Origin of the sequence: Citrobacter sp. Cpo045, assembly GCF_030332875.1 — a bacterium.
GTDB classification, from domain to species: Bacteria; Pseudomonadota; Gammaproteobacteria; order Enterobacterales; family Enterobacteriaceae; genus Citrobacter; species Citrobacter portucalensis.
In genome coordinates this window covers 136684-161512 of the sequence record NZ_JAOWGZ010000070.1, presented here as the reverse complement: position 1 = coordinate 161512, position 24829 = coordinate 136684, and the positions used below count along the sequence as shown (strand labels likewise).

The window sequence follows — 24829 nt, the reverse complement described above, 5'->3', positions numbered from 1 at the left end:
CGGTAGTTCAGTTGGTTAGAATACCTGCCTGTCACGCAGGGGGTCGCGGGTTCGAGTCCCGTCCGTTCCGCCACTTATTAAGAGCCCTGAGCTAACGCTCAGGGCTTTTTCTTTGTCTGCAATTTAATTATTGCTGAATCCGCAAAAATCCTCTGCATTTTTCACTCTTTTTCTATAAAGAGCTTAAGCTCATAATCCTCTCAGTTAACGAACATAGTGATTAAAAAGAGGAATTCTATGACTATCCCTGCATTCGGTTTAGGTACTTTCCGCCTGAAAGACGACGTGGTTATCGCTTCTGTTAAAACGGCGCTTGAGCTAGGCTACCGTGCTGTCGACACTGCGCAAATCTATGATAATGAAGCGGCTGTTGGTCAGGCGATTGCCGAAAGCGGCGTACCGCGTAACGAGCTGTATATCACCACCAAGATTTGGATTGAAAATCTCAGCAAAGAAAAACTGATCCCAAGTCTGAAAGAAAGCCTGAAGAAGCTGCGTACAGATTATGTCGATCTGACGCTGATCCACTGGCCATCTCCAGGTGATGCGGTATCTGTTGAGGAATTCATGCAGGCGCTGCTCGAAGCAAAACAGCAGGGGCTGACTCGCGAAATTGGTATCTCAAACTTCACCATTCCGCTGATGGAAAAAGCCATTGCCGCAGTAGGCGCAGAGAACATTGCGACCAATCAGATTGAGCTGTCTCCGTATCTGCAGAGCCGTAAGGTGGTTGACTGGGCGAAAGCACACGGCATCCACATCACCTCTTACATGACGCTGGCTTATGGTAAAGCGCTGAAAGATGAAGTGATTGCGCACATTGCCGATAAACATAACGCGACCCCGGCGCAGGTTATTCTGGCATGGGCAATGGGGGAAGGTTACTCCGTAATTCCTTCTTCTACCAAACGTGAAAACCTGGCAAGCAACCTGCTGGCGCTGGAACTGCATCTGGATGCCGAAGATAAAAAAGCGATCGCGGCACTGGACTGCAACGATCGTCTGGTCAGCCCGGAAGGCCTGGCCCCTGATTGGGATTAATTGCCTGACCCTCTGTACCCATTAACCCTCTTTCACAGCTCCTTCGGGAGCTGTTCTTATATATTCACTTAAAAAGTCGATAAATGCCCGGATGCGCGTACTGACGGCACGATCGCTGTAATAAACTGCGCTAAAAGGCATCTCTACCGGCAGACGTTTATCTGCCAATAACTCCACCAGTTCACCCCGCGCGATCTCTTTATCTATCATATAATCTGAAAGACATGCGATGCCGTTGCCATTCAGGCAAAGCTGTTTTAGCGTTTCTCCACTGTTGGAAGAAATTCCGCACTCAACCTCATGCAGCTGTCCGTCGCTACAGGCAATCGGCCAGGTATTGAGTGAAACCGGTTCGGAAAACCCCAGACACAGATGCTGGTTTAACTCCTCGACGCTCTCTGGCTTGCCAAAACGGGCAATGTAGTCCGGTGAGGCAATAATCTTACGATAGCTGGTAAATAGCGGACGCGCACGTAGGCTCGAGTCAGTCAGTGTACCCGCTCGTATAGCAACATCCACTTTTCGTTCAATAAGATTGATGAACGTTTCTGAGGAGACGAGAGACAACGTCATCTCGGGATACCGTTCCCGGAACGGCTTGATTAGCGGCATCAGGAAATGCAACATCACCGGTGTTGCTGCGTCGATGCGCAGCAGGCCGCGCGGAGTATTACGCGACTCCATGATTTCCGTTTCTGCTGCAGCCATCTCTTGCAGTATCTGCTGCACCCGCCTGAAGTAGCGCTCTCCTTCTTCGGTCAGGCTTAGCTGTCGGGTCGTGCGATTAAGCAAACTGACGCCCAGTTTCATCTCCAGCTTTTTTACTGCCCGGCTGACCGCGGAATTGGCTTGTCCAAGCTGTTCTGCCGCCCGGCTAAAGCTGCCGCTTTCCACTACCGCCACAAAAATTGCAAGTTCTTCGGAGGTTGCTTTCATTTTTGCACCTGACGCAAAATTATATTGAGATTTTGAATGTTTTTGTCATTAAAACATCCAGGCATACTGCGTGTCATCTGATTACTGATGTTACGGAGTTATTTATGCCTCTCGCTTTATTTGCACTAACAATAAGTGCCTTCGCTATAGGCACTACTGAGTTTGTGATTGTTGGTCTGGTGCCGACCATCGCTCAACAGCTGGCGATCTCGTTACCTTCAGCCGGGATGCTGGTTTCAATTTATGCGCTGGGTGTGGCAATTGGCGCGCCGGTACTGACCGCTCTGACCGGACGCCTGCCACGTAAACAGTTACTGGTTGCGCTGATGGTTCTGTTTACGGCGGGGAATTTGCTGGCATGGCAGGCACCCGGGTATATGACACTCATTGTTGCTCGTCTGATGACTGGACTGGCACATGGCGTATTCTTCTCGATTGGTTCTACCATCGCGACAAGTCTGGTGCCAAAAGAGAAAGCGGCTTCCGCCATTGCCATTATGTTTGGTGGCTTAACGGTGGCGCTGGTCACCGGCGTGCCGCTGGGAACATTTATCGGTCAGCACTTTGGCTGGCGTGAGACTTTCCTCGCGGTATCAATGTTAGGCGTGATTGCACTGATCAGTAGCCAGTTACTGATCCCCGCCAACATTCCCGGTCGTGCAGCCGCCAGCATTCGCGACCAGGTGAAGGTACTGACTCATCCCCGTCTGTTGCTGATTTACGCCGTTACGGCACTGGGCTACGGCGGTGTATTCACGGCATTCACCTTCCTTGCACCGATGATGCAGGATCTGGCGGGATTCTCCCCGGCAGCAGTAAGCTGGATCTTACTGGGTTACGGTGTTTCAGTGGCTATCGGTAATATCTGGGGTGGTAAGCTGGCAGATAAGCATGGTGCGGTTCCTGCGCTGAAATTCATTTTCGCCGCGCTGTTTGTTCTGCTGATGGTCTTCCAACTGACGGCCTCCACGCAGTACGCCGCGCTGGCTACCATTCTGGTGATGGGGATCTTTGCCTTTGGTAACGTGCCGGGGTTGCAGGTCTACGTGGTACAGAAAGCGGAGCAATTTACGCCTAATGCTGTAGATGTGGCGTCAGGGTTAAACATTGCGGCGTTTAACATTGGGATTGCGCTGGGGTCAGTGATTGGCGGGCAAACGGTCGAGCATTATGGTTTAGCACAGACGCCGTGGATTGGCGCCCTCATTGTTCTGGTAGCTTTCCTGCTGATGGGGGTCAGCGGTCGTCTTGATAAACCCGTGCGTGTTGCTCTGGGGTAAATCATTGATGTAAGCGCCCACTTACAAAACAAACTGCAATTGTTCGTTGAAAGTGAGAGCTAAAATCCCTATAACAGAAGAACCAGTCCGGCTGCGGACTGGTTGACGTTACAGAGGTTTGAAAGTCTAAAGTGCGAAAAAACACCTATGCCATGCGTTATGTTGCCGGACAACCCGCCGAGCGGATTTTACCGCCGGGGTCGTTTGCGCATATTGGCCAGGCATTACCCGCAGGCGTTCCGTTAAGCAGTGAAGACCGCATTCGCGTGCTGGTATGGAATATTTTTAAACAGCAGCGCGCAGAATGGCAGTCGGTGCTGAAGAATTTTGGCAAAGATGCGCATCTGGTATTATTACAGGAAGCGCAAACCACGCCAGAACTGGTGCAGTTTGCGACCGCTAACTACCTTGCTGCCGATCAGGTTCCTGCCTTTGTGCTGCCTCAGCATCCCTCTGGCGTCATGACGCTCTCTGCTGCTCATCCTGTTTACTGTTGTCCATTGCGCGAGCGTGAGCCTATTTTACGGCTGGCGAAATCGGCTCTGGTAACGGTGTATCCGCTGCCTGACTCTCGATTATTAATGGTGGTGAATATCCACGCGGTTAACTTTAGCCTCGGCGTCGATGTTTATAGTAAGCAGTTACTTCCCATTGGCGATCAGATTGCTCATCACAGCGGTCCGGTTATTATGGCCGGCGATTTTAATGCCTGGAGCCGTCGACGGATGAATGCGCTGTACCGCTTTGCGCGAGAAATGTCGCTGCGCCAGGTACGTTTTACCGACGATCAGCGCCGACGCGCGTTTGGTCGCCCTCTCGATTTTGTGTTCTATCGTGGTCTGAACGTGAGTGAAGCCTCTGTGCTGGTCACCCGTGCATCCGATCACAACCCGCTACTCGTTGAATTCAGTCCCGGCAAACCTGAACAATAACGGTGTGTCAGGTCTGCCGTAGGGCAGGCCTGTGATGGTTGCCCTTCCTATTTCACAACAACCGAAGGACAACACAATGACAACACGCTCTCACCATGACAACGTCGAAAAACAGTTTAGCTCTCAGGCTAATGCCTATTTAACCAGTGCGGTGCACGCCTCTGGCCGTGACTTGCTGCGTCTGGGGGAAAGGTTGTCGGCATTTCCGCAGGCCCGTGTGTTGGATATGGGATGTGGAGCGGGGCATGCCAGCTTTGTAGCCGCGCAACACGTAAAGCAGGTTGTGGCTTATGATTTATCGTCGCAGATGCTTGAGGTGGTCGCTGAGGCGGCAAATGACAGGGGCCTGGAGAATGTCGCCACACGCCAGGGTTATGCCGAAAGTCTGCCATTTGAAGATAGCGAATTTGACGTGGTGATTAGCCGCTATTCTGCGCATCACTGGCATGATGTCGGACGCGCGCTGCGGGAAGTGAACCGCGTTCTGAAGCCCGGTGGTGTATTGATTGTGATGGATGTGATGTCGCCAGGCCACCCTGTACGTGATATCTGGTTGCAAACCGTGGAGGCGTTACGCGATACCTCGCACGTTCGTAACTATTCCAGTGGAGAGTGGCTGTCGTTAATCAACGATGCCAATTTGATTGCCGATACTTTGTTAACCGATCGACTGCCACTGGAGTTCAGTTCGTGGGTCGCGAGGATGCGCACGCCCGCAGCGTTGAGCGACGCGATTCCTGCATACCAACAAAGTGCTTCTGCAGACGTGAAAGCCTACTTTGCGTTACAGGAAGATGGCTCGTTTACCAGCGACACGATAATGGTTGAGGCACATAAAGCGGGATAAATAAAAAAGGCACTGGGGGGAATCCAGTGCCTTCATTTCTACAATGCTATCAGGAGTCCGGCATGCCGTTGTTTTTCACAAACAACGTGAGCTGATCGCCTGGCTGTAGATTGTCCGTATCGTTGTTCCAGCGCATGACATCTTTGATGTTAACCCCGTGACGTTTGGCAATGCTCGACAGCGAGTCGCCTTTACGCACACGATAGGTGATGCTATCGCTGTTGTTCGCCAGACGCTGTGCGCTGGTACCCGCACCCACCGTCAGGTTTTGACCCACTTTCAGGGATGACCCGCGCAGATTATTCCACTGCTTAAGGTCATTGGTGCTCACGCCAAGGCGTGACGCGACGCCAGAAAGCGTATCGCCAGAGCGAACTTTGTAGCTACGACTGTTCAGCGGCGTGTTATCCGCGACCAGCGTTGACTGCACGGCTGCAATTTCGCCTGAAGCCAGAGACTCACGCAGCTTCTCTGCATGCTTCTTTGGCACCATCACATATTGCGGGCCGCTGGCACCCAACGTGGAGCCTTTCACGCCTGCATTGAAGGTCTTCAGCTTGCTGACGGAAATACCCGCCATATCAGCAACCTGAGCCATCTCAACCGGGCTACTCAGGCGAACACGTGCCAACGCGCGGCTTTCGTCTGTTGTTGGCAGACGTACGCCATAGCGTTTGCTGTTTTTGAGTATATCGCTCAATGCCAGCATTTTGGGCACGTATAGCTTCGTTTCCTGAGGCAATGGCAACGACCAGAAGTCAGTGGGTTTACCACGTGCTTTGTTCGTTTTGATTGCCTTCATGACACGACCTTCACCGCTATTATAAGCAGCAACGGTCAGCAGCCAGTCGCCATCAAACATCTTGTTCAGACGCTGCATCATGTCCAGCGCGGCGGTGGTGGAAGCCACAACGTCGCGACGTGCATCATAACTGCGGGTCTGTTTTAAACCATAATTGCGCCCCGTGCTCGGAATGATCTGCCAAATACCTGCGGCATTGGCGCCAGACGTTGCGTGAGGATCAAAAGCGCTCTCCACTATGGGTAGTAGTACCAGTTCCATAGGCATGTTACGTTTCTTAACCTGCCCGGCTATCCAGTACATATACGGCTCTGCCCGTAAAGTTACATCGTGGAGATAGCTCTTATTGCGTAAATACTTCTGTTTCTGTTCGCGAATCCGGCTGTTTTCCGGAATTCCCATCTTTAGCTCGTCACCAATGAAAGCCCACAAATCTTGATCAGCAGCGATAGATGTTCCGTCGTCCATCCATCGCGCCTGACTTGTAAACTTTCCTGCTTCCCCTTGACCAGCTGCAGAAAGGCTCTGTGCGTGTTGTTGGACGTTACCAGTATTCTGGCACCCAACAAGCAGGACAGAGGCGAGTAATATCGCTTTTGCCTTCATGTGTGTGTCAATAGTTGCTTAAAAGACGACCGATCATAACGGCGAAGTTTTCAAAAGGCAACCCGGAATTGTCAGAACGTATCTTTCTTTGACCTTAACCAGGCAAAACGCTCTTCAGGTTGTTGCAATATTGTTTCTTTGTTGATTTCATTAATTAAATCAATATCTTCCGTTCTCAAAAAAAGATTATTTCGCCGCTCATTTTTCAGAATTACGGGTAGTGTCATTTGTTTTTTTACGCGTAACTCATTAACTTTACGATAATATTCATTTATGAACGAATCGTGCGGGAGAATGCTTAAGGCAAACTTCATGTTTGCTAATGTGTACTCATGTGCGCAACAAATTAATGTATCGTCAGGAAGTTCGTTTATTTTTTTAAGTGATTGATACATTTGAGTTGCTGTACCTTCGAAAAGTCGACCGCAACCGCCAGAAAAGAGCGTGTCACCACAAAATAAGTAAGGATGGCTAAAGTAACAGATATGTCCTAAAGTGTGACCCGGAGTAGCAATTACCCTAAATTCATGCCCCAAAACGAGTGCAATATCGCCATCTTCGACTACGTGTGTCGTTCCCTTATCTTGCGTTTCAGCCGGTCCGTATACCACTATTTGTGGGAAATGTTGCAGGAGTTCTTTCACTCCACCAACGTGATCCTGATGATGGTGGGTTAGCAGAATGGCTTCCGGCACCCAGTTATGCTCTGCAATGGCTTTCAAAACAGGAGCCGCTTCACCCGGGTCCACAATCAGACAATGCTGGTCATTATTTGACAGGACCCAGATGTAATTGTCCTGAAATGCAGGAATACTGTTAAGATTCATATATTACCTCTCAATGCGTAACGGAAGGTTGTGATGAAACCGGCAAGGATCCCTCAAACTGTCGTAGCGCCCGTTAGCTGGGATGATTTGCCCTGGGGCGAACACTATCGTGAGGCGCTGGAGCATCAGCTTAACCCGTGGTTTGCAAAAATGTACGGTTTTCATCTGCTTAAGGTTGGTAATTTAAGCGCAGAAATCGATTCTGAAGCGTGCGCGGTTTCTCATCAGGTAAATGTTTCTTTGCAGGGATCTCCCATGCAGGTGACGGCCGATCCTTTGCATCTTCCCTTTGCCGATAAGTCCGTGGATGTCTGTTTATTGGCCCATACGTTGCCGTGGTGCTCTGATCCGCATCGCCTACTGCGTGAAGCCGATCGCGTGTTGATTGATGACGGCTGGTTGATTCTGAGCGGCTTTAACCCGGTAAGCTTGATGGGATTGCGTAAACTGGTGCCCGTATTGCGCAAGACATCGCCCTATAACAGTCGGATGTTTACCCTCATGCGTCAACTGGACTGGCTATCATTACTGAATTTTGAAGTGCTGCACTATAGTCGTTTTCATGTTCTGCCCTGGAACAAGAAGGGCGGGAAAATGTTAAGCGCCCATATCCCCGCGCTGGGCTGTTTACAGCTGGTGGTTGCGCGCAAGCGAACCATTCCGCTTACGCTCAACCCGATGAAACAAAATAAAAGCAAAACGCCTATCCGTCATGCCGTTGGCGCGACCCGGCAATACCGTAAACCGGACGCTTAAGCCTCAGTCTGATACCCAATATCATCCTGAGTCGGGCTCATGGCCGCGGTGCGCGCAAGCTCATCGCAGCGTTCGTTTTCCGGATGGCCCGCATGGCCTTTAACCCATTCCCATTTGATTTGATGCGGCCCCAGTGCGGCATCGAGACGTTTCCACAGATCGACGTTCTTCACCGGTTTTTTATCTGCTGTTTTCCAGCCGCGCTTCTTCCAGTTGTGGATCCACTGCGTAATGCCCTGGCGCACATACTGGCTGTCCGTGCTGAGTATCACTTCACACTGTTCTTTCAGGGCTTCCAGCGCAACGATTGCCGCCATCAGCTCCATGCGATTATTAGTGGTGAGGTTGTAGCCCTCGCTAAAGGTTTTTTCGCGCCCGCGATAGCGTAAAATCGCCCCATAACCACCAGGCCCTGGATTTCCCAGGCAAGAACCATCGGTGAAAATTTCTACCTGTTTAAGCATCTCTGGTAGACTTCCTGTTTTAGCAAATCGAAATCAAACGATAAGTCTGACATAAATGACCGTTATGAGCACTGGAATTACACGACAGATCGTCCTCGATACCGAAACCACCGGTATGAACCAGATTGGCGCCCACTATGAAGGCCACAAGATCATTGAGATCGGTGCGGTTGAAGTGGTGAACCGCCGCCTGACCGGCAATAACTTCCACGTTTACCTGAAGCCGGATCGGCTGGTGGACCCGGAAGCGTTCGGCGTACACGGAATCGCAGACGAATTCCTGCTCGATAAACCTACGTTTGCCGATGTAGCCGACGAGTTTCTCGACTACATTCGCGGCGCGGAGCTGGTCATTCATAACGCATCGTTCGATATCGGCTTTATGGATTACGAATTCGCGAAGCTCAAGCGTGATATTCCGAAGACGAATGAATTTTGCAAAATAACCGATAGCCTGGCGCTGGCGAGGAAAATGTTTCCTGGCAAGCGAAACAGCCTTGATGCGTTATGCTCGCGCTATGAGATAGACAACAGTAAACGAACCCTGCACGGCGCATTGCTCGATGCCCAGATTCTGGCCGACGTTTATCTGATGATGACCGGCGGGCAGACCACGATGGCGTTCTCAATGGAAGGCGACAGCCAGCAGCAGAATGACACGGGGATCCAGCGTATTGTGCGACAGTCCAGCAAACTACGCGTTGTTTTCGCTACTGATGAAGAGTTAGCGGCCCATGAGTCACGCCTTGACCTGGTGCAGAAGAAAGGCGGAAGTTGCCTCTGGCGGGCATAGTTTGTACGTTTACCGTATGAAAATGGCCATTCGGGTGATTTTTGCAGCAAACGATTAAAAACGTGAGAAAAAGCGTTGACGAGGCGCGAGGCAATCCGTAATATTCGCTTCGTTCCCAAGCGGAACACAACGCGGAGTGGTAGTTCAGTTGGTTAGAATACCTGCCTGTCACGCAGGGGGTCGCGGGTTCGAGTCCCGTCCATTCCGCCACTATTCAGAAAGCCTGAATCAGAAATGATTCAGGCTTTCGTCGTTTTAGCCCGCCAAAAATAATAATCTCATTACCATACTTTATCGACCGCGCCCGAGCTTTCGGGTGGGCAACACATCAGGTCATCCTTAACCCGACGCATATCCAGAAGGCGATTAACTCGCGAAGTGATTCATCACGCAGGCGAAGCGGGGTGAGAAGTTATCGCCAATAAGAACCGTTTCCTCATTCAGGTGCTTTAGCATATACAGCTTGTCGGCACGTTCGTAAGCGTCGAAGAAGAGATAGTCGACAGCGTCCGTTGCGTCATCATCGGGGGATTTTTCCCGACCATCGGGAGTGAGCATAAAAACGCCTGCGGTATGGCCGAGTGGACGGGCATAGCGAAAGAACAGTTTTCGGTTAACAGCGAACTCGCCGTCGTCACTTTTGAGTTTCCCCTGGACTGACAATGAAAGGTGTCCGGAGTTGTAGCTGGTTATCAGCATTATTCCGTGGAGTTCCTTTTTTGTATTCTGGATGTCGAGTATCGACGTGAATTCCGAGGAGCAGGAAAAACTGATTTCTTGTTTTTTCGCATTCCCGGCGATAATAAAAAAAGCGATAGCCGCTAGCCCAAAAATGGCAATCACGACTGACCATAGTAAAGGAGAGTGATCGCTTTCCTGCTTCATATCATTCCTCATGATGGCGATACTGGCTGATGCAATGGTAATAGCCGAGGTTTAGCCCGCATTCAGCGGCAAACGACCACTCAACCAGATTATGGTTGCTCGCCCAGGTATTGAGATACAGATCTTTTGGGTACGAACAGTTGGGGTTAATACCCACGGACTTGAAAATATCCAGCGCTTTTTTTTCGGTTATGGTGTCGGTGAGGGCGTTTCCTAATATATGCACACGGCATTGCTCGTAGTCGATAGTCCGCAGGATCGCCGCGTCCGTCATCGCGATTTCATTGGGTATCCATGTTAACCACGCTGTCGCCAGCACGGCGATGCCGGTAATTAACGTTGTTATCGTGACAGGCCACAGGTTTCGTTTCTTTTTCCCGGGCGTCAATGCAACATTGACTATTCTGGTGGGCGCTTGCGATTCCTCCAGTTGCTGAATATTGATACTGGCGTCGCTCATCCGAAATCCTATTCGCGGAATGGTGACGATCAGTTCTGCAGGATGGCCCGTAGACGTTATTGCTTTGCGCAGAAATGAAATGTGCTGATTGAGATTAGCATCCGTCGCTCTGGCGCCATTATGCTGGAAAACATTCCGCAGAATTTCATCGCGCGAGGATATCTCTTTACCATTTTGCAACAGATAGAGCAGTAATTGTGTTGCCACATTATTCAATGTGGCCATTTCACCAGATGCCAGGTCTTTTAGGGTATTTTTATGTGGTCTGAAAACTAAGCCTTCACCAATAATTACGGATTTAATTTTGTTTATTGGTATATGAGAAATCACTGATGTCTCCTTTAAAGCAGGATATCTCGCATTCGAGTGGGGGAAGCAATAGCATAACATAATTCATTTATAAAAAATGATTGCACCATAGATCGCTTTATTAATATTTATATAACAATCTCTTAATATATCTAATAGAATCCTCCAATCTCCTTCCTCTCTTTCACTATCTTATTGTCATTACTCGCTTTTGATGCCCAATTTCATTTTTACAAAACATTCATAAATACATTTTGCCTGTTCTTCTGGCTAAATAAAAAAATAGTTGATAGATAAAAACTCTATAAAAATTATAAATAATAGACATTAACACTGGTGTTGGCGTGTTTTTTGGCTATTTTTTAGGTAAACGATCGCTCTACAGACAGTGTTACAACACGATTCCCTGAGTTTGATTAATACCGGATTTTTGCATTGTGTCATTTTTTCGTCGACTTAATATAAGCCCCGAAACAGCGTAAACAACTGTGGGCGGTATTTCGGATGGAATACCAATGAAGTTCAAAATACAGGGTGGCTTGAGATGGATTGTTTGCAAGGAAATGCACTTCCGCCACCTGCAGATCAGGGTTTCCCTTGCATAAATTGTCTGTGGAAATAGATCGTCGGAATAACCAAAAAACAGATATAAGGTTAAGTAGTAATATGAAAATGAAAAACGTGGCTGTGGCTTGTGCGCTGATGGCGGGAATGTCTTTTACTGCATCTTCTGCTTTCGCTGCAAAAAATGTTGAACCGACTAACGGTAAAATTCACTTCACTGGTTCTCTGGTTAATTCCGCATGCGGTCTGGCCCCAGAATCCAGCCCGGTGCAGGTTAATTTTGGTGAGATCCCAACTTCTCAGTTAAAAGACAACCAACGTGCTGGTGTTAAGCATGCCAAAATCGTTCTGCAGGGCTGCGATACAACTGTTGCGAAAACCGCCACAGTAACCTACACCCCGGCAACGATTGATACCGACAACAATGCGCTGGCTGCATTTACCTCGGGTACAGCAAAGGGCGCGGGCATCGGTATGATTGACAGTGGTAACCAGGACGTGAAATGGGGCGAAGCCGCATCTCAGGTCAACATTACCGATGGCGAAACCGACATTGATTTCGTTGCTTACCTGCAGGCCAACAACGCATCCGCAGCCGTAACCCCGGGTGACTTCGAATCTACCGTTAATTTCCAGATCGATTATCAGTAACGATCTGCTGCGGGCGCAATTATGCGCCTGCTTAACCCTTCCTGCGAATAACTGAAAGGAAATGCGGTGATGCCTGGATGGCGTATTTTACTGCTTTTTATCTTCATATCGCCTGCATGGGTTTTGGCTGACACCCATCGTCTTGTCAGTACGCCCGGCAAAATGCGCATGCGGGGAAATATTATTGAGGCTGCCTGTTATGTCGATCCACGCGACCGGTCGCTGCTGGTTGAATTTGATGACCTCTCAGCCAGAGATATTTCCGGAAAACCTGAAAAAGTATCTGCGCATGATTTCAGCATTCATTTGCTGGGATGTTCATTAGGGGATTCTCAACACCCCGGGAATCTGTTCCAACGCGCCAATATTACCTTTTCCGGCGCACCGGATAGTGACAATCCTGATTATCTGAGCGTGCAATCGGAAACTGAAAATTTAGCGATAGAAATATATGACGGCAAAGGCAAGCAAATTCATTTGGGTGAGCCATCACCGGATTATGCGCTTAACCCAGGGAAAAACACGCTCAATTTTACGGCTTATTTGATCTCCCGCGACGGAAGAATGACGTCTGGTGAATTTACTGCAGTCACGCATTTTGTTGTGAATTATCTCTGAGCTGCACAGCAATTCGGGTATCTGAAGGTTTGCGAACGAAAATGATCACGCTGAAAACAGATAAAAAACGTCTGGCGCTTTTAATTGCTCTGGTCTGTGCCTCTTCATGGGCTGAAGCGGATGAGTCTATTGAATTTAATACTGACGTCCTGGATGCCAGTGACAGACAAAATGTCGATTTACAGCGTTTTTCCGAAGGCAACTTTGTGACTCCCGGAGAATATCTGCTGGATGTTCGTATTAACAGCCAGGAGATTCCTCAGCAGTCGATCCGTTATATCGTTGATCCTGCCAACTCGCATAAATCCATGGCGTGCCTGACGCCGCAACAGCTCGAATTACTGGCGCTCAAAGAAGAGGCGCTGACCTATATTCATCCGATTAGCGCGACCTGCTATGACATTTCCCGCCTGCCGGGTGTGGTGCTGAATAATAGCGCAGGCGTACTGGACATTACCGTGCCTCAGGCATGGATGAAATATACCGATCCAGACTGGACGCCGCCGGAGCGCTGGGATAACGGCGTCGCGGGACTGATTTTCGACTACAGCGTTTCGGGCCAGGCCACACATTACGAACAAGGTGGCGATCATTACCGCTCACTGTCTGGTTACGGACAGACGGGCTTTAACCTCGGCGCGTGGCGCTTTCGTGGCCAGTATCAGGCCAATTATGCTTCAGATGAAAATCGTGGGCGTATCGACTGGGATCAGATCTATGCCTATCGCCCGTTACCGATGCAGGCTGCAAAACTGACGGTCGGTGAAATATATCTGAATTCCCAGGTGTTTGATTCAGTGCGATTTACCGGGGCTAACCTTGCCAGCGACGAGCGCATGCTACCACCGAATTTGCAGGGCTACGCGCCCGAAGTGCACGGCATCGCCCGCAGTAATGCGAAGGTCACCGTCAGTCAGCAGGGGCGTGTTATCTATCAAACCACCGTTCCTGCGGGGCCATTTAATATTCAGGATCTACACGGCTCGGTACGCGGCACGCTGGATGTTCGCGTCGAAGAGCAGGATGGCAGCGTACAAACCTTTCAGGTCAATACGGCAGATATCCCTTACCTGACGCGCCCGGGCTATGTTCGTTACAACGCCGCTGTCGGTAAGCCATCGCGTTATAACCACGACGTCCAGGGACCTGCATTTTATAGCGGTGATTTTTCATGGGGGGTCAGCAATGCGTGGTCACTGTACGGTGGCGCGTTGCTCACTGGCGATCGCTATAACGCCTGGTCGATGGGGATTGGGCGGGATTTGAGCTGGCTGGGCGCGCTGTCGGCTGATGCGACGCAATCCGTGAGCCGAGTGAAGCATCAGGCTGAACAAAAAGGGATGTCCTTTAAGCTCAGCTATGCCAAAACCTTTGATGAATACAACAGCGCCATCACCTTTGCCGGTTACCGTTTTTCACAGCGTAACTTCCGCACCTTCTCGCAGTTCCTCGACGAGCAGTATGAAAATAACAACAGCGCCGGCAACGAAAAAGAGATGTACACCATCACCGGTAACAAGACCTTTTTTGCTGACGACCCGCAATTAGCGACCACGCTGTACCTGACCTATACCCACCAGAATTACTGGGATCGTGGCTCTCAGGATCGTTACGGGGTGTCGATGGGACACAGCTTTTCGTTCGCAGGCATTCAGGGGATCAGCGCCAACCTTGCCGCTTACCGCTCTGAGTATCAGGGCAAACGGGACGACAGCCTTTCGCTGTCCATTTCGGTGCCATGGAGCGATGGCCGCTCAATGGATTATGAAGTGCAAAACAGCGGCAGCCAGACCAGTCAGATGGTTTCGTATTCCGATAACCGCGACCGTAACAATCCATGGCGACTGCGCGCAGGGGTTTCCGGTGAAGGGCACACCGCGTTTGATGGCTACTACAAGCATCGCAGCATGATGGCGGAACTGGAATCTAACGTCAGCTGGCAGCAATCACGTTATTTATCCGTTGGCGGCACGATGCGCGGCGGCTTTACCGCAACGCGTCATGGTGCGGCACTACACAACAGCCAGGCGTCGATGAATACCGCCAGGGTGATGGTTGATACCGACGGTGTGGCGAATGTACCGCTGAACGGCGAACAGGCGCACTCAAACCGCTTCGGTATTGCCGTCGTACCGGACGTCGTCAGCTATCACAGCTTTGATACCCGTATCGATGTGGATGCAATGGACGAGGACATTTCCGCGACCAAAGCCATCGTCACCAACACCCTGACGGAAGGCGCGATTGGTTATCAGCGCTTCGCCGTGGCGCAGGGGCAAAAAATGATGGCGCTGCTGCGCCTAAAAGATGGTTCGGTACCGCCGTTTGGTGCCGAAGTGTTTAACGCCAACGGTGTCAGCGTCGCCATGGTGATGGAAAACGGCATGGCCTGGATTGCGGGTGTGAATCCAGCCGAGCGTCTTTCTGTTGCCTGGGGCGGTCGCGCGCAGTGTCACTTACAGGTGCCGCAACAAATCAACCCGGAAGGTAACGTGCTGTTGCCTTGTGAATAATATCAATAACCTGAATGAATTTTGTCATGAAAAATCAAGCATTTTACTCCGTGCAGCGTTGGCTCAAACCCGTGGTCTGCGGTCTGCTTTTTATTACAGAGATCAACGCCTCATGGGCGGGCATTGCACTTGACCGTACCCGCCTGATCATCACCGGTGATGCGCGATCGGTCAGCGCGAACTTAACCAACACCAGTCCGAGCATTCCGTTTCTGGCTCAGTCGTGGGTGGAAGACGCCAATGGAACAAAAATTACCTCGCCGTTGATGGTTTTACCGCCGCTGCAACGGATTAACGGCGGGCAAAAGGGCATTGCGCGTGTGACAAAAACCAGCGGTATTAACGCTCTGCCGCAGGATCGCGAAAGTCTGTTCTACCTGAACGTGCGTGAAATTCCGCCCAAGCCGGATAAGCCGAACGTGCTGCAACTGGCGATGCAGTCGCGCATCAAACTGTTCTACCGTCCGACCGCCATCGTGCCGGAAACACCGGGCGCCGTGTGGCAAAACCAACTGGTCTTTCATAAGCAGGGGCTGCGCTGGAGTGTGGATAACCCAACGCCGTACTTCGTTACCTTAATCGGCTTAAGCCGCAAGCCTGAAGCGCAGGGCGGCGACAGGCTGACTGACTTCCCTGGGATTATGGTTTCACCAAAGTCCTCTCTCGATTTCAGCGTGACCGACGGCAGCGTTAGCCAGTTCAGCATGATGTATGTGAACGATTTTGGCGGTCATCCCGAATTGAAATTCAGCTGCACAGGCAATGTGTGTAAAGCATTGCCGATGGAGCAACAGCCCCGGTAACAGGATTCATAAATGAAAAAGATGCTTTGCGCTCTGCTGATGGCGGGCATGGCCTGCTCGGTTCAGGCCACAAGCGGTCGCCAGGATATGAGCAACGTGTCCGGCGAGTATGGCAACGTCCGCTTTCATGGTCGGGTGTTCGTTTCGCCGTGCGTGCTGGATATGGCCTCCCGCGATCAGACTATCGATCTTGGTGATATTTCCGCCAGCCGATTTCGCCAGGGCTGCGATCGCAGCGATCCGGTATTGGTCACGCTGTATCTGAATGGCTGTTTAAAGGGCTCCGGTCATACCTTAAGGGATTTCCCCGGGCAGACCAGTGAGATGCCTGAGCTTGCGCACAGCACGGTGGAGCGTGGTGTTTCGATGACGCTAATGGCTGAAGGCGCACCGGAAAACAGCGATTTGGGGCGCATTCGTGGCGATGTTCGCGGCGCGGGCATCCGACTACTGACTGAACGTAATCAGTTAATCCACCTGAACCAACCGCAACGCATGTGGATCCTCAAACCGGGCGATAACGCCATTCATTTTCTTGCCGCGCTGGAATCTTTTGGGCGAGAGGTGACCGCCGGAGAATTTAACGGTCTGGTCAGACTCAAGCTGGAGTATCTATGAGCGTATTACGTAAAACGCTGTTGTGGGTGGTGCTGGCAGGCTGTCCGTTGGCCGGGCAGGCATTTACACAGGGAGAAGGTGAGCCGGAAGGTGGGTCGCCGCATCAGTACGATATTGAACTGAGCTCGCTGGATGTCAGCAAAAACCACGTGGGGGGCAGAACGGAGCCGTTCCCATGGAATCTGGGCGGTTGGTATGTGGTGAATTTCTATTGCGAACAGGCTGACATCTCCCGAGCACCAATTTACTACACCACCACAACCACGATGCCGCCTTCAAATCAGGGGGCGAACCGTTTTCGGCTAAACGAGTATCTGGATGTGGAAGTTCAGGTGTGGGTTGCCGGGGGCTATAAAAAATATGTGCAGGCACCTTTTACCAACGTTTCAAACCGCAACAGCAACAACAGCTGTAAAAAGCGTAAGGGCTACACGCGAGCGACTAACGTTGAAAGCGGTTCAAAAGGGAAAGTGACGTTTATTGTCACTAAACCCATTATCAATGGCATCAATATCACTTCCCAGTCGCTGGTGGAGGTGGCCGGGCGTATGGGAAGCGCGGGACCTACGCCAACCACGGCGATTTCTCGCGTGGTGATTAAATCCGGGCTAATTACTGTCCCGGACAAATGCACCTTCAACCGGGGAGACAAAATCAGCATTGAGTTTGGCGATCTGCCTGGATCCGCTGCCCGGCTCAACGGCACTAACTACAGCAAGTCGGTCCCTATACATGTGGTCTGTGAAGGCGGGAGCTTCGATCAGGGCGCGCTGAACATTAATCTTGGTATACAAACGACCACGGCGTCAGGCACGGCGGGGTTTAACGGTAATCTCCTTGGCACGCTGAGCGGCGGACAAAAGCGCGACGATCTCGGCATTATGCTTAAAGACGAAAGTGGTGGCACCGTTGTGCCCAATCAATTCTACAACGTGAAGGGGTTTTACCAGAATCAGGGCGACTGGAATCTTACCGCCGCGCCGGTGGCAAAGCCGGGCGTGGGAAGCGTGAAAGAAGGTGAATTTGAAGCCTCTGCCACCGTTGTCGCGCAGTTTCAGTAGGGGGATGTCATGAGATTCTCGGCGTTATTCGCGACCAGTATGTTACTGCTAGGTGGCATGGCGCAGGCCGACACCAAACTGGTCGGCGGCGATATGTATTTTCACGGCACCATCAGAGCCCTGGCCTGCAGCCTTGCACCGGGAGGCGACAAAATCGAGGTCGATTTCAAGCAAATCGCGACACAGGATCTCTATCTCTCGGGGCGCAGTAAGCCGGAAAAATTCAGCATCCAGTTACGCGACTGCAACCCGGAGGTTTTCCGTGGGATCTCGGTTACCTTCAGCGGTCGTGAGGATGCGGAGCTGACCGATCATCTGGCGCTGGATAGCAGTGAACAAGGCGGTGCGTCAGGGATCGGGATTGGGATGAGCGAAGAGGACGGCACGGCAATCCGCCTTGATGAGAGCACGTCAGTTAAAGAGATAACAGAAGGCTCGATGACGCTGAATTTCTTGGCGTGGGTCGCAGCGGAGCCATCGGCGATAAAAAATCAGTCTCTCGAATACGGTCCGTTCAGCGCCAGCGGGACCTGGACGTTGAACTACCAGTAGCATGATGAACGTACTGAATCGCATTGCGCCGCTGCCTGCGCAGAAATTATTGCTCGGTATTAGTCTGTTTTTCTGGTGTGGGGCCATGCATCTCTACTGGCCGAACAACGGCGGCAGCGGTCTGTCGTTGCCGCTTAATATTACGAGCTGGATCTACGCTGTTGTACTGGCTGCAAGCGTATTGATGCTGGTGCCTCGTCAACGCTGGCGCATCACTGTGCCCGCTGCGGGTTTTACAGTCGGGGCGTTCATCCTGACGTTGCTTTGCCTGCTAACGCCTGATGTCTGGCAGGCCGAGGCACTGCTGGTGGCGGGGGCGTTACTGGGCGGTGTGAGCGTCTATCTGGTCACATTACAAATTCCGCTCACGGCAAACACCTTAACGGCACTGCTGGCTCTGCTATGGGGAGCGTGCGTCATTGAATGTCTGGCGTTTGTCTATCAGTACTGGCATTTGCCGGGCGTTGAATACTGGGAGTTTGCCTGGCGGCGCGGTACGCGACCCTACGGGATATTTCAGCAGGTCAACCTGATAGCCAGCTTCACGGCATGCGGTGTGCTGCTGTCAGCGCCGCTCTTTTTACGTCTGCACCGCGGGTATCGAATTGCCATTGGGATAGGCCTGGTAATGATGGGATTTGTGCTGCATGAATCTCAGTCGCAAACCGGCTACCTGTCTCTGGTAATCGGTGAAGTGCTGCTGCTGGCGGTTTTCCCGGCGCAACGGCGCACGCTGCTGCTGCTTCTACTGCCGCTGGCGTTAGGCGTAGCGATAGGGGCCACGGCCCGCCATTTTTTGTCTGTGGTCACGGTCGATCATCTGACGACTTCTCAAGTGCGCTGGACGGTGTTGAAAACGTCGCTGGCATTATTTGCCGAACGTCCGTGGATGGGGTGGGGCGTGGGCAGTTTTGCTGCCGTGTTTCTCGAACGCGCGGGGCCATTGGGGCTGGGCAGCATTTCGCATCCGCACAACGAACTTGTGCTGTGGTTGGTGGAGGGCGGTCTGGTTGGGCTGGCAGGGGCACTCTGTTTTATAGCGGGTGGTTTATGGCTCTGGCTGCACGGTAATTGCTGGCGTCGCGCCTGCCTGGTGGCGGCACTGCCGGTGGTTATTCATATGTTGACGGAATACCCCGTTAGGCAGTCAACGCCACACTGGCTGCTGTTGATCCTGTTGCTTCGATGTGCAGACAGCGCGCGAACGGGAATACGCCTGGCGCTTACGTCGACGTCGCTGATTCGCGCGGCAGGGTTTATCTCGTTACTGACCGTCGCGCCATTGCTGCTTCTCACGCTGCACACGCAACAGCAATTGACGCTGGTGGAGAGGCAGTCAACGCAGTGGCATCTTGCCGAACAGCTCCCTGTAGGAGGCTGGCTTCTTACCAGTCGCTATCGGTTTGATGTCCAGATGGGGTATCTGCAACGGTATCAGCGTACCCGGGACGCACGTTGGCTGGAGGCGGTTCGCCGCTGGGCGCCTGACTATGTGCGCGTTCACCCAGACCCTAATGTCTCCTTCACGCAAATCTTACTGGCGTTGCAACAGCGCGACCTGGGCGAGGCGCATCGTCTGGCGACGCGCTTTTGCCTGATATACCCAAACGATCGCCGTATCCCGTGGCTGCAGGATGCACGACGTCCTTTTAATAAAATAATGGAATGATATGAACAGATTCAGTGAACAGGCCCGTTATGTGCCAGAACTTCCCCGCAACGCCGAATTGCTGCGGATCACCGGGATCCGTTTGCAGCGCATTCATTTTTTTGATGACGCATCGCTGGATGTCTGTGAGGTGTTAAGCCAGGTACGCACACAGCTCCCACTGGATTTGTTTTTCAAGCACCTTTCCATCACGGCAAAACAGCAGCTTTTTCTATGGCAAATGCAGCGGGTGCTGGCCCTCTCTGGAAGCTATTCGCTGAATTTATCCGTCAGGATGCTGACTAGTCTGTCATGGATCACACGTCTCACAAAGCAGGTGCATCAGGGGAGGATTGTTATTGAAATTCAGGATCCGGGCTCGATGATGCGCCTGGATAAGGCAGAGCAGCAGGCTGTATGCATTGCCGTAAAAACGCTGGTGCGTCACGGGTTTCGCGTGTGGCTGGATGATGTTTCGCCTGAGCTATTTTTTGTCTGGCGGCTGTCGGGCATCCGTTTCGATGCCATCAAAATTGAAAGCGGAATGTTTCATCAGTTCAGAACATCGGAGTGGCAGTTGAGGGTTCTGGTCAATCAATTTCGTGGGCTGGGTGAACGGGTTGTCATTGAGGGAGTAGAAACGCCACAGGATTATGCCATTTGCCGTATGAGCGGCGCAGATGCTGTACAGGGCTTTCTGTTTGAGCAGGAAATTTTACCGAAAAGCCTGAATCATTGCTGACTCAGGCTCTGACAATTACTCGCTCAGCGTCTGTGCGATATCTTTTTGCACCTGCTGGCGCTGTTCTGGGGTCAGCACTTTGTTCAGGTCAAAATAGTATTTTACGCGATAATAACGCGCCTGCTGTTCGATGTTGCTGAACGCAGAAAGCTGTTTCTGAACGGCAGCTTCATCCCATTTCCCGGACTTGATGACGTCAATCAACGCGCCGTCTTTAACATCTTTCACCGAAATCTGGCTTACGTTGGTTTCAAGCTGCTGGTGCAGTTTTTTAATCTGCGCCACCTGGTCGTTGGTCAGCTTAAGATGCTGAACGACCGGGTCCTGAGCTGGAGCAGGAACATTGGATACGTTTGCTGCAAGCGTACTAAAAGAAGCGCCCGCTAAGGTAGCCGCCAGCAAAGTCATGCGTAAGAAGTTCTTCATTATTGAAATCCTGATAAGGAAATTATCGACATTGTCTGCCACTCGCTGGTTACGAGTGATTATCCTTTGCAGAATACGATGCCCGCCGCATGTCGCCACGCGAATTTGTTTTGCGGTTGGTTACGGAGTGAAACAATCCCGCCACAGGAAACGTAGTGCAGCGGGAGTGAAGGCGATAGTTATAGCGTAAACGGGTCGGCGTCCTGCCAGGCGGGAAACTTCTCGCGATACTCTCGCAGCGCTGAGAGTGACAGTTCGGCGTCAATGCGCGTGGCCTGATGCGGCTCGGCGGTGGCAATAATCTCACCCTGCGGATTAATCACCCGGCTGTCACCGCGATAATGATGCCCGTTACCGTCTGTGCCCACGCGGTTACATCCTGCTACATAAGCCTGGTTCTCAATCGCCCGTGCGGCAAGCAGAAGCTGCCAGTGCAGCGAACGCGGCGCAGGCCAATTGGCAACATACAACGCCAGGTCGTAATCGTTGCGATTACGCGACCATACCGGAAAACGCAGGTCATAACAGACCAACGGCAGAATGCGCCAGCCGCGCCATTCAACAATAACGCGCGCGTCACCTGCATGGTAATGCTGATGCTCGTCCGCCATGCGGAACAGATGGCGCTTGTCGTAGAAATGCACATTACCTTCGGGCTCAACCAGAAAAAAGCGGTTTACCGGGCCGCGTTCAGACTGGATAGCAGCGCTGCCCGCGATCAGGGCGTTGGTCTGTTGCGCCTTGACGAGCATCCAACTGACGACCTCTTCCTGCGGCAACGATTTATTTGCCGCTTCCATGGCAAATCCGCTGGTAAACATCTCGGGCAACACGATGACATCACGTCCGGCGACGGTTTCCAGTTGTCGGTCAAAATGGCGCAGGTTGGCCGGGCCATCCATCCAGATCAAGGGTTGTTGCAGCAGAGTAATTTTCAAACCAGGCACGATCGAGGCTCCTCGTTGAACAACATTTTGACACTGTAGCATGAGCATTAATGAAAATGTGGCAATAAAAAGCCCCGCATTAAGCGGGGCTAAACGTTGTGCGTATATCGTTATGCGGCTTCGACTTTACGCACTTTCTCTGGCAGCTTTACCGGCTGAGTCGCCAGCTCCTCGGGTTCAAAGTCATCCACGTTGATACTGCGCAGGCGGCTCGCTTCGGCTTTCACCAGAATCGCGGCTTCATCTTTATCAATCAGCCCTTTCGCCAGCGCATTGTGCGCCAGTTCGTCGAGACGGGTAAATGGCAGGTTTTTACCCAACTCTTTACAGATCCGCTGGTGGATAGGGTCGGCTGCAATGACATCCAGCAGCGCCTCTTCCAGCAAACCAACCGGGTTATGCTCGCTTGGCGTCAGATATTGACCGCGACCAATACGAGAACGAGTAGCACTCGGAACCTGCAAAATCTTCGCGACTTTATGGTCCAGCTTGTCAGACGGCGCGTCGTAGTGGCGACCGGTCGGGAAGATAACCACGTTCAGCAAGCCCGCGACCAGACGGTTCGGGAAGTTTTTCAGCAGATCGTCCATCGCCTGTTCCGCTTTGTACAACGCATCCTGAACGCCCCAGTGAACCAACGGCAGGTCCGCTTCATTACGGCCTTCATCGTCATAACGTTTCAGTACCGCAGAGGCCAGATACAGCTGGCTTAACACATCGCCCAGACGCGCGGAGATACGTTCACGGCGCTTCAGACTACCGCCCAGTACGGCCATGGACACATCTGAAAGCAGGGCCAGGTTGGCGCTCAAACGGTTCAGGTGCTGGTAGTAACGTTTGGTCGCATCGCCGGTTGGCGTGCTGCTGGTTAAGCCACGTGTCAGGCCAAGCCAGAAGCTGCGCACTTTGTTACTGCCAACGTGACCGATGTGTTTGAACAGCAGCTTGTCGAACGCATTCACATCGTTACTCTGTGCCGCAGCCATCTCTTCCAGAACATACGGATGGCAGCGAATAGCACCCTGACCGAAGATCATCATGCTACGGGTCAGAATGTTGGCACCTTCAACGGTAATGGCGATTGGCGCACCTTGATAAGCGCGGGCGAGGAAGTTGCTTTCGCCAAGCATAATGCCTTTACCGCCAGTGATATCCATAGCATCGATGATTGACTGCTGCCCGCGGTGGGTACAGTGATATTTCACGATAGCCGACAGCACCGCCGGTTTTTCACCCAGCATAATGCCGTAGGTAATCAGTGATGCCGCAGCGTCCATCACGTAGGCGTTACCGGCAATACGTGCCAACGGCTCTTCAATACCTTCCATCTTGCCGATGGAGATTTTGAACTGGCGACGAATGTGCGCATACGCGCCGGTGGCCATTGCGACCGATTTCACGCCGCCCGTCGAGTTAGACGGCAGGGTAATACCACGTCCTACAGACAGACATTCCACCAGCATGCGCCAGCCCTGACCGGCCATTTTCGGACCACCGATGATGTAATCAATCGGTACAAACACATCTTTGCCGAGGGTCGGACCGTTCTGGAACGGCACGTTCAGCGGGAAGTGACGACGCCCAATTTGTACACCCGGCGTTGAGGTTGGGATCAGCGCACAGGTAATACCGAGATCTTCTTCACCACCCAGCAGTTTTTCCGGGTCAGAGAGTTTAAATGCCAGACCCAGTACCGTGGCGATAGGCGCCAGCGTAATATAACGTTTGTTCCAGGTCAGGCGCATACCCAGCACCTGTTGGCCCTGCCAGTCGCCCATACAAACCACGCCGGTATCAGGGATCGCCCCTGCGTCGGAGCCTGCTTCCGGGCTGGTCAGAGCAAAGCATGGGATCTCCTGACCGCGAGCCAGACGCGGCAGGTAATGATTTTTCTGCTCTTCGGTGCCGTAATGTTGCAGCAGTTCGCCTGGGCCTAATGAGTTAGGTACGCCAACGGTGATCGCCAGGATCCCGGAAACGCCGGAGAGTTTCTGCAGAACGCGAGCCTGAGCATATGCAGAGAATTCCAGCCCGCCGTACTCTTTCTTAATGATCATCGCGAAGAAGCGGTGTTCTTTCAGATATGCCCACAGTTCCGGCGGCAGATCCGCGAGTTCGTGAGTGATCTGGAAGTCGTTCGCCATGCGGCACGCTTCTTCCACTGGACCATCAATAAACGCCTGTTCTTCAGCGGTCAGATGCGGTTGAGGATAGTTATGCAGTTTTTTCCAGTCAGGCTTGCCCTGGAACAGGTCACCTTCCCACCAGGTTGTACCCGCATCAATCGCTTCTTTCTCAGTACGCGACATCGGTGGCATGACTTTACGGAAGCCGCGGAACACCGGCGCAGAGATCATGGATTTGCGCATCGGTGTAAAGTTAAACGGCACGAGGATAATGGCCAGAGGAACCAGCAGCCAGACTGACCACAGGCCAGCCACGCCAAGCGCAGCCGTCCAGGCGAGCAAAATTAAGCTGCTGAGGAATAAGCTCACGCGGTGATAAAACAGAACGCTGAGCAGAACAACCGTAGCGATAATACTCAAAATCATCATAACGAAAAGCTCCCTTGCTTGTAGGAGGTCTGACCACTTGTGATGATATGTTTGTAGTGGATGTAAATTCTTTTAGCAATGTGTTTACAAAATAATTACAACAAAGCTCACATTGTTGCTGTTTTAACCGGCACAAAAAATCAAAAGCGACAGCCATTCCTGTCTGGATAATTTTCTGTAGTAGGAAATATCA

The 24829-nt window shown here is 51.8% G+C and carries 24 protein-coding genes and 1 tRNA gene; 16 read left to right on the top strand and 9 right to left on the bottom strand.

What is annotated here, in order from left to right:
* Nucleotides 1-237: 237 nt before the first annotated feature.
* Entirely contained in the window at nucleotides 238-1041 is an 804-nt protein-coding gene (gene dkgB, locus OGY13_RS02565; RefSeq protein ID WP_213752973.1) for a 2,5-didehydrogluconate reductase DkgB, read from the top strand.
* A 21-nt stretch (nucleotides 1042-1062) separates the two neighbouring features.
* Here dkgB and yafC read toward each other — a convergent pair whose 3' ends face one another.
* Complete coding sequence (gene yafC, locus OGY13_RS02560; RefSeq protein ID WP_008783768.1) at nucleotides 1063-1977, bottom strand: DNA-binding transcriptional regulator YafC; 915 nt, start codon at nucleotides 1975-1977, stop codon at nucleotides 1063-1065.
* A gap of 104 nt (nucleotides 1978-2081) precedes the next feature.
* On the opposite strand from yafC, the gene OGY13_RS02555 reads away from it, so the two are divergent.
* The 3 genes from OGY13_RS02555 to OGY13_RS02545 all read left to right on the top strand — a co-directional run bounded on the left by OGY13_RS02555 (nucleotide 2082) and on the right by OGY13_RS02545 (nucleotide 5036).
* A complete protein-coding gene (locus tag OGY13_RS02555) occupies nucleotides 2082-3257 on the top strand; it encodes an MFS transporter (RefSeq protein WP_213752974.1) in 1176 nt (391 codons plus the stop codon).
* A gap of 131 nt (nucleotides 3258-3388) precedes the next feature.
* Nucleotides 3389-4189: an endonuclease/exonuclease/phosphatase family protein gene (locus tag OGY13_RS02550; protein WP_008783770.1), complete on the top strand. Its 801-nt coding sequence runs from the start codon at nucleotides 3389-3391 to the stop codon at nucleotides 4187-4189.
* Nucleotides 4190-4265: 76 nt separating this feature from the next.
* Nucleotides 4266-5036, top strand: a complete 771-nt coding sequence (locus tag OGY13_RS02545; protein WP_213752975.1) for a class I SAM-dependent methyltransferase — start codon at nucleotides 4266-4268, stop codon at nucleotides 5034-5036.
* A 49-nt stretch (nucleotides 5037-5085) separates the two neighbouring features.
* On the opposite strand, the gene mltD is transcribed toward OGY13_RS02545, so the two are convergent.
* Nucleotides 5086-6444 carry a murein transglycosylase D gene (gene mltD / locus OGY13_RS02540; protein ID WP_048236093.1) on the bottom strand — a complete coding sequence of 453 codons (1359 nt, stop codon included), beginning with the start codon at nucleotides 6442-6444 and terminating at the stop codon, nucleotides 5086-5088.
* Nucleotides 6445-6515: 71 nt separating this feature from the next.
* Nucleotides 6516-7271, bottom strand: a complete 756-nt coding sequence (gene gloB, locus OGY13_RS02535; RefSeq protein WP_008783773.1) for a hydroxyacylglutathione hydrolase — start codon at nucleotides 7269-7271, stop codon at nucleotides 6516-6518.
* A gap of 33 nt (nucleotides 7272-7304) precedes the next feature.
* Here gloB and OGY13_RS02530 point away from each other — a divergent pair, with 33 nt between their 5' ends.
* Nucleotides 7305-8027: a class I SAM-dependent methyltransferase gene (locus OGY13_RS02530; protein WP_048214878.1), complete on the top strand. Its 723-nt coding sequence runs from the start codon at nucleotides 7305-7307 to the stop codon at nucleotides 8025-8027.
* Here OGY13_RS02530 and rnhA read toward each other — a convergent pair.
* Nucleotides 8024-8491, bottom strand: coding sequence for a ribonuclease HI (gene rnhA / locus OGY13_RS02525; RefSeq protein ID WP_003838896.1), 468 nt, complete (start codon nucleotides 8489-8491; stop codon nucleotides 8024-8026). The genes OGY13_RS02530 and rnhA overlap by 4 nt on opposite strands.
* A gap of 64 nt (nucleotides 8492-8555) precedes the next feature.
* Here rnhA and dnaQ point away from each other — a divergent pair, with 64 nt between their 5' ends.
* On the top strand, nucleotides 8556-9284 hold the full coding sequence (dnaQ, locus tag OGY13_RS02520; protein ID WP_095533177.1) for a DNA polymerase III subunit epsilon: 729 nt from the start codon (nucleotides 8556-8558) through the stop codon (nucleotides 9282-9284).
* Nucleotides 9285-9417: 133 nt separating this feature from the next.
* A tRNA-Asp gene (locus OGY13_RS02515) sits at nucleotides 9418-9494 on the top strand.
* Between the two features lie 156 nt (nucleotides 9495-9650).
* Here the strand turns inward: OGY13_RS02515 and OGY13_RS02510 are convergent.
* Both OGY13_RS02510 and OGY13_RS02505 read right to left on the bottom strand, forming a co-directional pair.
* Complete coding sequence (locus OGY13_RS02510) at nucleotides 9651-10169, bottom strand: FidL-like protein (RefSeq protein WP_003830806.1); 519 nt, start codon at nucleotides 10167-10169, stop codon at nucleotides 9651-9653.
* 1 nt (nucleotide 10170) lies between these two features.
* Nucleotides 10171-10854: a winged helix-turn-helix domain-containing protein gene (locus OGY13_RS02505; RefSeq protein ID WP_250152994.1), complete on the bottom strand. Its 684-nt coding sequence runs from the start codon at nucleotides 10852-10854 to the stop codon at nucleotides 10171-10173.
* Between the two features lie 750 nt (nucleotides 10855-11604).
* Here OGY13_RS02505 and OGY13_RS02500 point away from each other — a divergent pair.
* The 9 genes from OGY13_RS02500 (at nucleotide 11605) to OGY13_RS02460 (ending at nucleotide 20708) form a co-directional block, all read left to right on the top strand.
* The gene (locus OGY13_RS02500; RefSeq protein WP_048236091.1) at nucleotides 11605-12153 is read left to right on the top strand and encodes a fimbrial protein; all 549 of its coding nucleotides are present in this window, start codon (nucleotides 11605-11607) and stop codon (nucleotides 12151-12153) included.
* A gap of 69 nt (nucleotides 12154-12222) precedes the next feature.
* Entirely contained in the window at nucleotides 12223-12771 is a 549-nt protein-coding gene (locus tag OGY13_RS02495) for a fimbrial protein (protein WP_020996612.1), read from the top strand.
* Between the two features lie 41 nt (nucleotides 12772-12812).
* Complete coding sequence (locus tag OGY13_RS02490; RefSeq protein ID WP_204192643.1) at nucleotides 12813-15284, top strand: fimbria/pilus outer membrane usher protein; 2472 nt, start codon at nucleotides 12813-12815, stop codon at nucleotides 15282-15284.
* Between the two features lie 14 nt (nucleotides 15285-15298).
* Nucleotides 15299-16087: a fimbrial biogenesis chaperone gene (locus OGY13_RS02485; RefSeq protein WP_191226401.1), complete on the top strand. Its 789-nt coding sequence runs from the start codon at nucleotides 15299-15301 to the stop codon at nucleotides 16085-16087.
* A 12-nt stretch (nucleotides 16088-16099) separates the two neighbouring features.
* Complete coding sequence (locus tag OGY13_RS02480; RefSeq protein WP_213752976.1) at nucleotides 16100-16705, top strand: fimbrial protein; 606 nt, start codon at nucleotides 16100-16102, stop codon at nucleotides 16703-16705.
* Nucleotides 16702-17766: a fimbrial protein gene (locus tag OGY13_RS02475; protein ID WP_020996610.1), complete on the top strand. Its 1065-nt coding sequence runs from the start codon at nucleotides 16702-16704 to the stop codon at nucleotides 17764-17766. The genes OGY13_RS02480 and OGY13_RS02475 overlap by 4 nt, the downstream gene beginning before the upstream one ends.
* Nucleotides 17767-17775: 9 nt before the next feature.
* Complete coding sequence (locus OGY13_RS02470) at nucleotides 17776-18318, top strand: fimbrial protein (RefSeq protein WP_003830815.1); 543 nt, start codon at nucleotides 17776-17778, stop codon at nucleotides 18316-18318.
* Between the two features lies 1 nt (nucleotide 18319).
* Nucleotides 18320-19987, top strand: a complete 1668-nt coding sequence (locus OGY13_RS02465) for an O-antigen ligase family protein (RefSeq protein ID WP_213752977.1) — start codon at nucleotides 18320-18322, stop codon at nucleotides 19985-19987.
* Nucleotide 19988: 1 nt separating this feature from the next.
* A complete protein-coding gene (locus tag OGY13_RS02460; RefSeq protein ID WP_213752978.1) occupies nucleotides 19989-20708 on the top strand; it encodes an EAL domain-containing protein in 720 nt (239 codons plus the stop codon).
* A gap of 15 nt (nucleotides 20709-20723) precedes the next feature.
* On the opposite strand, the gene OGY13_RS02455 is transcribed toward OGY13_RS02460, so the two are convergent.
* The 3 genes from OGY13_RS02455 to fadE all read right to left on the bottom strand — a co-directional run bounded on the left by OGY13_RS02455 (nucleotide 20724) and on the right by fadE (nucleotide 24636).
* Entirely contained in the window at nucleotides 20724-21134 is a 411-nt protein-coding gene (locus tag OGY13_RS02455) for a Spy/CpxP family protein refolding chaperone (protein WP_003830819.1), read from the bottom strand.
* Between the two features lie 179 nt (nucleotides 21135-21313).
* The gene (locus OGY13_RS02450) at nucleotides 21314-22081 is read right to left on the bottom strand and encodes an amidohydrolase (protein ID WP_213752979.1); all 768 of its coding nucleotides are present in this window, start codon (nucleotides 22079-22081) and stop codon (nucleotides 21314-21316) included.
* 110 nt (nucleotides 22082-22191) lie between these two features.
* Nucleotides 22192-24636 (bottom strand): acyl-CoA dehydrogenase FadE, encoded by a 2445-nt coding sequence (gene fadE / locus OGY13_RS02445; RefSeq protein WP_003830821.1) that lies wholly within the window; start codon nucleotides 24634-24636, stop codon nucleotides 22192-22194.
* Nucleotides 24637-24829: the final 193 nt, after the last annotated feature.